The 7,054-nt window shown below is 67.4% G+C and carries 6 protein-coding genes; 2 read left to right on the forward strand and 4 right to left on the reverse strand.

Features of this window, described 5'->3' with window-relative positions; all coding sequences use genetic code 11:
* Positions 1 to 28 precede the first annotated feature (28 nt).
* Complete coding sequence (locus ACPT9U_RS05980; protein ID WP_435750211.1) at positions 29 to 2,932, reverse strand: crotonase/enoyl-CoA hydratase family protein; 2,904 nt, start codon at positions 2,930 to 2,932, stop codon at positions 29 to 31.
* A gap of 212 nt (positions 2,933 to 3,144) precedes the next feature.
* Between ACPT9U_RS05980 and ACPT9U_RS05985 the strand changes: the two genes are divergently transcribed.
* Positions 3,145 to 3,681, forward strand: a complete 537-nt coding sequence (locus ACPT9U_RS05985; protein WP_435750212.1) for a PadR family transcriptional regulator — start codon at positions 3,145 to 3,147, stop codon at positions 3,679 to 3,681.
* 99 nt (positions 3,682 to 3,780) lie between these two features.
* Here ACPT9U_RS05985 and ACPT9U_RS05990 read toward each other — a convergent pair whose 3' ends face one another.
* Entirely contained in the window at positions 3,781 to 4,878 is a 1,098-nt protein-coding gene (locus ACPT9U_RS05990; RefSeq protein ID WP_435750213.1) for an NADH:flavin oxidoreductase/NADH oxidase, read from the reverse strand.
* A 38-nt stretch (positions 4,879 to 4,916) separates the two neighbouring features.
* Positions 4,917 to 6,074: an iron-containing alcohol dehydrogenase gene (locus ACPT9U_RS05995; protein ID WP_435750214.1), complete on the reverse strand. Its 1,158-nt coding sequence runs from the start codon at positions 6,072 to 6,074 to the stop codon at positions 4,917 to 4,919.
* A gap of 210 nt (positions 6,075 to 6,284) precedes the next feature.
* On the opposite strand from ACPT9U_RS05995, the gene ACPT9U_RS06000 reads away from it, so the two are divergent.
* Positions 6,285 to 6,788, forward strand: coding sequence for a CIA30 family protein (locus ACPT9U_RS06000; protein WP_435750215.1), 504 nt, complete (start codon positions 6,285 to 6,287; stop codon positions 6,786 to 6,788).
* An 11-nt stretch (positions 6,789 to 6,799) separates the two neighbouring features.
* Here the strand turns inward: ACPT9U_RS06000 and ACPT9U_RS06005 are convergent, their stop codons facing one another.
* Entirely contained in the window at positions 6,800 to 6,937 is a 138-nt protein-coding gene (locus tag ACPT9U_RS06005; protein WP_435750216.1) for a hypothetical protein, read from the reverse strand.
* Between the last annotated feature and the right edge of the window lie 117 nt (positions 6,938 to 7,054).

Raw genomic sequence — 7,054 nt, forward strand, 5'->3', positions numbered from 1 at the left:
CCCCTTCGTTTCTGCAAGGCGCCGGGGCTCAGTCGCGGAACTTCGGTGCCTGTTTCGTCATGCCGGCGCGGATTGCGGTCTGCAGGTCCTCGGACAGCAGCATCGCAGCGTTCCAGGTGGCGACGCGGTCCAGACCGTCGGCCACGCTGTGATCGCGCGCGTGGTTGAGCATGTCCTTGGTGCCACGGACCGCGAGCGGCGACTTGGCGGCGATGGTGTGGGCGAGCTTCATCACGCCCTCCATCAAGGCCTCGGGCGTATCGAAGACACGGTTGACCAGGCCCATGCGGGCAGCCTCCCCGCCATCGAACCCGCGCCCGGTATAGGCAAGCTCGCGCACCATGCCTTCGCCGATCAGACGCGGTAGCCGCTGCAGGCTGCCGACGTCGGCGACCATGCCGAGGTCGATCTCCTTGACGGAGAATTTCGCATCCGCCGCGCAGTAGCGCATGTCGGCGCAGGCGATCAGGTCCACGCCGCCGCCCACGCAGGCGCCCTGGATGGCAGCGAGCACCGGCTTGCGGCAACGTTCGAGGCTGGTGAGCGTGTCCTGCAGGTCGAGGATGAGGTTGCGCAGGTTCTCGCGTGTGCGCGCCTCGCAGGCGTCCTTCACGGTGGGCAGGATGCTCATCATCATCTGCAGGTCGATGCCGGCGCAGAAGTTCGCGCCGGCGCCGTGCAGCACCGCCACGCGCACCGCCGGGGTACGGTCCACCCACTGCATCGCGGCGCGGATGTCCTGCCACATCTGCAGGTTCATCGCGTTGGCCTTGTCGGGGCGGCTCAGGGTGACTACGGCGACCTGGCCGTCGAGGCCGATGCGCAGGGTGTCGAACTGCGGCAGGGGGATCCCTGCGGTCGTGGCGGAGGCAGGGAACTGGCCCGCGACGACGGCCGGCGCCGAGGCGGCCCTCTCGATGCTGGCCGCCAGTTCGATGCCCTGCTTGATCGCGCGCTTCGCGTCGAGTTCGGCGGCCACGTCCGCGCCGCCGATCAGGTGCACGCGCATGCCGGCCTCGATGAGCGCGGCCTGGAGTTCTCGCTGCGGCTCCTGACCGGTGCACAGGATCACGTTGTCGACCGGCAGCACCTCATTCTTGCCGCCGATGCTCAGGTGCAGGCCGGCGTCGTCTATGCGGTGGTAGCTTGCCCCCGGGATCATCTGCACGCCGCGGTTCTTGAGCGCGGTGCGATGGATCCAGCCGGTGGTCTTGCCCAAGCCTTCACCGACCTTGCTGGTCTTGCGCTGCAGCAGCACGATCTCGCGCGGGGCGGTTTCCAGATGCGGCTTGGTCAGGCCGCCACGATGGGCGTAGGCGGCGTCGATGCCCCATTCGGCGTAGAACTTATCCGGCGCCAGGCTGGGGCTGATGCCCTCGTGGCTCAGGTACTCGGCGACGTCGAAGCCGATGCCGCCCGCCCCGAGGATGGCGACGCGACGGCCTACCGGCTTCTTCTCCCGCAACACATCCAGGTAACCGAGTACCTTTGGGTGATCCACGCCCTCGATCTCCGGCACGCGCGGCACGATGCCGGTGGCGAGCACGACCTCGTCGAACTTCCCGGACAGCTCGGTGGCGGAGACGCGGGTGTTCAGCTTCAATGCGACGCCGGTCTGCTCGATGCGCCGGCCGAAGTAGCGCAGGGTCTCGGCGAACTCTTCCTTGCCCGGGATCTGCATCGCGATGTTGAACTGCCCGCCAATGCGCGCACCGGCCTCGAACAGCGTGACCTTGTGCCCGCGCTCGGCGGCTGTGGTGGCGAAGGCCAGGCCCGCGGGGCCGGCACCGACCACCGCGATGTTGCGCGGGGTCGTGGTGGGCTCGATCACCAGTTCGGTTTCGTGGCAGGCACGCGGGTTCACCAGGCAGGAGGTGATCTTGCCGCTGAAGGTGTGGTCCAGACAGGCCTGGTTGCAAGCGATACAGGTGTTGATGTCGGCGCCGCGGCCCGCAGCGGCCTTGTTCACGAAGTCAGGGTCGGCGAGGAAGGGGCGCGCCATCGACACCATGTCGGCCTTGCCCTCGGCGAGGATGGCCTCAGCGATCTCGGGCGTGTTGATGCGGTTGGTGGCGATCAAGGGGATGCCGACGTGGTCCTTGATCTTTTGCGTCACCCAGGCGAAGCCTGCGCGCGGCACGCAGGTGGCGATGGTGGGGATGCGCGCCTCGTGCCAGCCGATGCCGCTGTTGATCAGCGTGGCGCCGGCGGCCTCGATCGCCTGCGCGAGCTGCACCACCTCCTCGAAGGTGGAGCCATCCTCGACGAGGTCAAGTAGCGACAGGCGGAAGATGAGGATGAACTCGCGCCCGAGACGTTCGCGCGTGCGGCGCACGATCTCGGTGGCGAAGCGGATGCGGTTGGCGTAGGCACCGCCCCATTCATCGCTGCGCTGGTTGGTATGGGCGACGATGAACTCGTTGATCAGGTAGCCCTCGGAGCCCATGATCTCGACACCGTCGTAGCCGCCTTCGCGGGCAAGCTCGGCGCAACGCACGAAGTCTTCGATCGTGCGTTCGATGTCGGCGGTGGACAGTTCGCGCGGCACGAAAGGCGAGATCGGCGCCTGGATGGGGCTGGGTGCGACCAACTCGGGGTGGTAGGCGTAGCGGCCGAAGTGCAGGATCTGCATGGCGATCTTGCCGCCTTCGCGATGCACTGCCTCGGTGATCACGCGGTGGTGCGCGGCTTCTTCCGATGTGGTCAGCGTGGCGCCGCCGCTCCAGGGGCGGCCCTCGGCGTTGGGGGCAATGCCGCCGGTCACGATGAGGCCGACGCCACCGCGCACGCGCTCGGCGTAGAAGGCCGCCATGCGCTCGAAGCCACCTTCGGCCTCTTCCAGCCCGACGTGCATCGAGCCCATCAGGAAGCGGTTGGGCAGGGTAGTGAAGCCGAGGTCCAGGGGACGGAAGAGGTTCGGGTAGGTGGCCATCGTCTCGCTCGCGGTGTTCTTATGGTGGGGCTGGTTGCATGGCCGGACCGCGGGGGAGGGAGTCCGGCCTGCGCGCTCGAGGAGGGAGGGAGTGGTGCGCAGGCCGTGGAGGGGTGCCGTCCAACTATGCAACCAGTTGCAGCACTTTAGAAGATCTCGATCGACTATGCAACGCGTTGCATGGTGCACATGCACGCGGCTAGACTTGCGCCATGTCGCTCGCCCACGCCCTGCTCACCTCGCTGCTCGAACAACCCTCGTCCGGCTACGATCTGGCGCGGCGTTTCGACAAGTCCATTGGCCACTTCTGGCAGGCGACGCACCAGCAGATCTATCGCGAGCTGGGCCGAATGGAAAAGGCGGGCTGGATCCTGTCCGAGCCCGACCCTGACGCTGGCCGCACCCGCAAGCGCACCTACTGGGTATTGCCCTCCGGCCGCCAGGAGCTCGAGCGTTGGGCCGCCGAACCTGCGCCGCTGCCCGAACTGCGTGACGAGTTCATGGTCCGGCTGCGCGCTGACGCCACGCTCGGCCCGCTTGGCCTGCTGCCCGAGCTGCGCCGGCGCCGTGAGCTCCACTGCGACAAACTGCGCGCCTACCGTGCGATCGAGGCGCGCGACTTTGTTCCCGAGACGGCGCCCACGCGCAAGCGCCGTATCCATCACCTGATCCTCAAGGCGGGCATCCAGTACGAGGAAAACTGGATTGCATGGTACGACGAGGCGGTGCAGGTGCTCGGTGAGAGCTGACCCGCGAAATTTCATCCGCGAGGCCTGACGCCTGACGCACGAGCGGACCCGACTCTGTAACCCGTGCGCCCAGCCAGGCTCGCGTGCGGGCCTTTCTGCTTAGCTGCCCGCGTAACGCTCCAGCCAGTGCGCGTAGGGTGCGGGCAGCACCCAGGTCGGGCGCTCGACCCCGAGCGCCCGCGCGGCCTGCAGCGGCCAGTGCGGGTTGGCGAGATGCGCGCGCCCGATCATCACCAGATCGAGCTGACCGTCGCGCACGCAGGCGTCGGCGGTGGCCGGGTGGTCGAACCCCCAGGCCGATGCCACCGGCAACCCGGTCTCGCGGCGCACGCGCTCGGCCACCGGTGCGAGCAGGGCCGGCGCCCAGGGAATGTTCGCGGTGAGCGTCGAGAAGCCCATGCTGACGTTGAGCAGGTCCAGACCTTCGGCCTTGAAGCGGCGGGTGAGTTCGATGGCTTCGGCGAGGGTCTCCTCATCGCGGCCGTCGTATTCGATCACGCCGAACCGTGCGGTCAGCGGCAGGTTTTCCGGCCACACCTTGCGCACCGCCTGCACGGTCTCGAGCAGGAAGCGGCTGCGGTTCTCGAAGCTGCCGCCGTAGGTGTCGGCGCGCTGGTTGGCGTGCACCGAGAAAAAACTCTGGCCGAGGTAGCCATGGGCGAAGTGCAGTTCCAGCCACTCGAAGCCGGCCTCGCGTGCGCGCCGGGCGGCGGCCACGAAGTCCTCGCGCACGCGGGTGATGTCTTCCAGCGTCATCGCCTTGGGCACCTTGGGCAGATGTGCGCCGAATGCAGTGGCCGAGGGCGAGATCGTCTGCCAGCCGCGCGGATCGCCGTCGTCGATGTGGTTGTCGCCCTCCCAGGGGCGGTTGGCGCTGGCCTTGCGGCCGGCGTGGCCGATCTGGATGCCGGGTACCGCGCCGGTGGCCTTGATCGACGCGGCGATCGGCGCCATGGCCGCAGCCTGTGCATCGTTCCACAGGCCGGTACAAGCCGGGGTGATGCGGCCTTCGGGCGAAACCGCCGTCGCTTCGACGATGACCAGACCCGCGCCGCCGCGTGCGATGGCAGGGTAATGCACGCGGTGCCAGTGATTGACCACGCCGTCGGTGGCCATGTACTGGCACATTGGCGGCACGGCGATGCGGTTGCGCAGGGTGATGTCCTTGAGCTTGAGTGGCTGGAAGAGTGCGGTCATGCAGTGGGTCCTTGCAGGGTTCCAGGAATAACCCGGGTTCACAGGCTGGCTTCGAGGATGCGGCGGCTGGTGGCGAGGTCGATGTCGCGGTGCTCGCCGAGTGCCGTCATGCCATGCACTTCGAGCTGGGCGATGATCCGGTCGATCGCGTCCGCGCCGATGCCGTAGTCGGACAGGCGGGTCTTCACACCGAGCGACTCGAAGAAGGCGCGGGTACGGGTGATGGCGGCGTCGATGCGTGCATCCTCTTCGCCATCATGAATTTTCCATACTCGCGCGGCGTACTGCAGCAGCTTGGCGCGCTTGGCGGCGCGGCGATCGTTCAGAAGGCTGGGCAGCACGACCGCGAGCGTCTGCGCGTGGTCCAGACCATGCAGCGCGGTGAGTTCATGGCCGATCATGTGGGTCGCCCAGTCCTGCGGCACCCCGACGCCGATCAGTCCGTTCAGGGCCTGGGTGGCGGCCCACATCAGGTTGGCGCGTACCGCGTAGTCCTCGGGCGTGGCCAGGGCCTGGGGGCCGACCTCGATCAGGGTCTGCAGCAGACCCTCGGCATAGCGGTCCTGCACCGGGGCGTTCACGGGATAGGTCAGGTATTGCTCCATGACATGCACGAAGGCGTCGACCGCGCCATTGGCGATCTGGCGCGGGGGCAGGGTATAGGTCTTGACCGGGTCGAGCACCGAGAAGCGTGGGAACACGTGCGGGCTGGAGAAGCCGAATTTGGCCTGGAGCGACTTGCGCGTGACCACCGAGAAGCAGTTCATCTCCGAGCCCGTGGCCGGCAGGGTAAGCACGCAGCCGATCGGTAGCACGCGGGCGACATGCTTGCCGCGCGTTTGCATGATCTCCCACGGCTCGCCCTCGTAGCCGGCAGCGGCGGCGACAAACTTGGTGCCGTCGATCACCGAGCCACCACCCACCGCGAGCAGGAAGTCGATCTGGTCACGGCGCACCAGCTCGACTGCCTTGATCAGTGTCTCGTAGCTCGGGTTGGGCTCGATGCCGCCGAAACGCTGTACGCTGCGCTGCCCGAGTGCGGCCTGCACCTCCGCCAGCGTGCCGTTGCGCTCGGCGCTGCCGCCACCGTAGAGCACCAGCACGCGGGCGCCAGCCGGTACGAGTTCGTCCAGGCGGGTGATCGTGCCTTCGCCAAAGACGATGCGGGTGGGGTTGTAGAAGTCGAAGTTCTGCATCGGGGGGTCCTCTGTTGTTGTCGCCGGCTGCGGTTGCCGGAGTGAATGTGGCGGGTCTTGAACGAGACCCGGTATTGAAAGGGCCGAGTCGCAAAAGTTCGCGGCAGTGCGGAAGTTGGCCGCAGGGTTGAATAGCTTCGATGGCGGGCTTGCATTGGCCGGCTGGCGTTGGCCCAGCCTTCTTAAGCTGCGCAGGGCCATAATGGTGCCATGCCTGACACGCTTTTCCTCTTCGATCATCCGCAATCCGTCGCGGCCTGGGGCGCGATCGACGACCGCGTGATGGGCGGGGTATCGCGCAGCGCGCTGCGCTTCGATCCCGCCGGCCATGCGGTGTTCGGTGGTGTGGTCTCGCCGGACAACAACGGCGGCTTCGCCTCGGTGCGCGCGCCCGTGTCGGATGCGCCGAACGGTGCGATCGACGCGCTGCAGATCACCGTGCGCGGCGACGGCCGGCGCTACAAGCTCAATCTGCGCATCGACGGTGGCTTCGATGGCATCAACTACCAGGCGGCTTTCGACACCATGGCTGGCGAGTGGCAGGTGCTGCGGCTGCCGATCGACGCCTTCCGCGCCAGCTTCCGCGGCCGGCCGGTGCCGGATGCGCCGGCGCTGCGCGGCGCACGCATCCGGCAAGTCGGGTTGATGATCGCCGATCGGCAGTTCGGGCCCTTCGAGCTGGCGATTCGGGAGATCGGCACGGTGGGTGGGTGACGGCTGGCGGTTCAGATCGTCGCAAGCAGCGCCTGCAGCGTCTGCATCCCCGACGGCGACAGCAGCCAGCCGAGCGCCGCGCAGTTGACTGCCACGGTGATCCAGTAGCTGGTCTGGAACGAGGTCTTCGAGGACTTGTGGCGGAACACCCGCTGTGCCGCCAGCGCTCCCCTCTAGGTCAAGATGGTTGTCGCCTCGATAGAATCTGAAACCCGAGGGCGATAACGGAAGAAAGAAGTGGCCAGGTACGGACAAGCATTCAAGGA

The organism is Thauera sp. AutoDN2 (genome assembly GCF_051280715.1).
Lineage (GTDB): Bacteria > Pseudomonadota > Gammaproteobacteria > Burkholderiales > Rhodocyclaceae > Thauera.